Below are 1,533 nucleotides of genomic sequence, written 5' to 3' on the forward strand. Positions count from 1 at the left end.
AGTCTCACCGCTGAACTGGCGCTTCCAAGAGGGACCGAAAGATTGGTCATTCACAACCGAGGAGGACGCTGCTACTCTTGTAACAAGATAGTTGACTAATCAGATAAACAGCAATCAACTATCAATGTCAAAGGAGGTTTAAAGATGAAGCACGTCAAGGTTATCGGTCAGGTTCTCGCCACTTTCATTCTCGCCCTTTACATAGGAGGTTCCGCTATTGCCCAAGATCATCTTAATACGCCCGTCGTAGCTCCCAAAACGTCCCCTGAACAAGCCCAGGCAGAAGGTCGCTACGTCTACAACCGGCCCACACCCGAGAACTCGGTGCTGCTTCTGATCGACCACCAGACCGGCCTCATCAGCGGCATCCAGGACTACACCAGCCTTGCCGAGTACAAAAACAACGTCCTCGCGCTCGCCAAGATGGCAAAGGCTTTCGACATCCCCGTGGTCCTCACTACCAGCAATGCCCAGTGGCAGAACGGCGAACTCCTCAAAGAACTCAAGGCGCTCTTCCCTGACCAGAAGATCATCCGTCGTTATGGCATCATCAACGCCTACGAAGACCCCAACTTCCGCGCCGCGCTCGAGGCCACGGGCCGTGACCACGTGCTGATTGCAGGAGTGACGCTCGGCACCTGCACTGCCTTCCCGACCCTGTCGATGCTCCAAGACGGCTACAAGGTCTTTCCGGTGATCGACGCAGCGGGGGCCTGGAGCCGTTATGAAGCGGACGCGGCTATCGCTCGCATGACCCAAGCCGGTGCCGAGCCTGTGGCTGTGTTCAGCCTCCTCGCCGAAATGCAGTACGACTGGAGGCGCGACACCGCGAACGCCGCCGGGACGATCTTCAACGAGCACCTGCCTGAGTACGGTCTGGTGATGGACAACTTCTGGAACACCGTTGGTCAGGCTGTATCCGACCCCTTCGGGCTCGCCAACGACGGCGCAGCGCAAGACGACGAATAACTCCTCCGATCCTCTGAGCCGGTTCGTTTAGAACCGGCTTGTTTTCATGAAATACATCTACAGATTTCATCGGAAGCCGAAAGCACGCCGCAGTAACTCTGAACCGTTGCCTGTTTCTGACAGGCGGCGGTTCTTCGCTCGAGCCTTCAGGGCGCGCCTGAGGTGATAGCCTTAAGCCGTGCTGTTTCCCTTTAAAACCTACCGCAAGGGCCAGCTCGAGGCCATCACCGCTGCCAGGGACGCGTTCGCGCGCGGCAAACGCTTCGTCGTCATCGAAGCGCCTACCGGCTCGGGTAAGTCCGGGGTCGCGGTGACCTTGGCGCGCGAGGCGGGGAGCAGCTACTTGCTGACCGCGCAGAAGCTTCTGCAAGAGCAGTACCTGCGCGATTTTCCGGACTTGGCCCTGATGAAAGGTCGCGCCAACTACCGCTGTTTGGTCGCGCCGACCCACGCCGCCGCCGCGCCCTGCATCGCCGGACGGAAGTTCCCCGAGTGCGACGACTGCCCATACTTCTGCGCGAAAGACGAGGCGATGGCCGCCGACAACGCGCTGATGAACTACGC

General features: G+C 59.0%; 2 protein-coding genes. Both read left to right on the forward strand.

Annotated elements, in window-relative coordinates; translation table 11 throughout:
- Nucleotides 1-144 precede the first annotated feature (144 nt).
- Nucleotides 145-969: an isochorismatase family protein gene (locus tag ACEW8G_RS03780; protein WP_373487115.1), complete on the forward strand. Its 825-nt coding sequence runs from the start codon at nucleotides 145-147 to the stop codon at nucleotides 967-969.
- A gap of 178 nt (nucleotides 970-1,147) precedes the next feature.
- On the forward strand, nucleotides 1,148-1,533 hold a 386-nt coding region (locus ACEW8G_RS03785; RefSeq protein ID WP_373487116.1), incomplete at its 3' end, for a DEAD/DEAH box helicase family protein.

Origin of the sequence: Blastomonas sp. (assembly GCF_041747255.1) — a bacterium.
Lineage (GTDB): Bacteria > Pseudomonadota > Alphaproteobacteria > Sphingomonadales > Sphingomonadaceae > Blastomonas.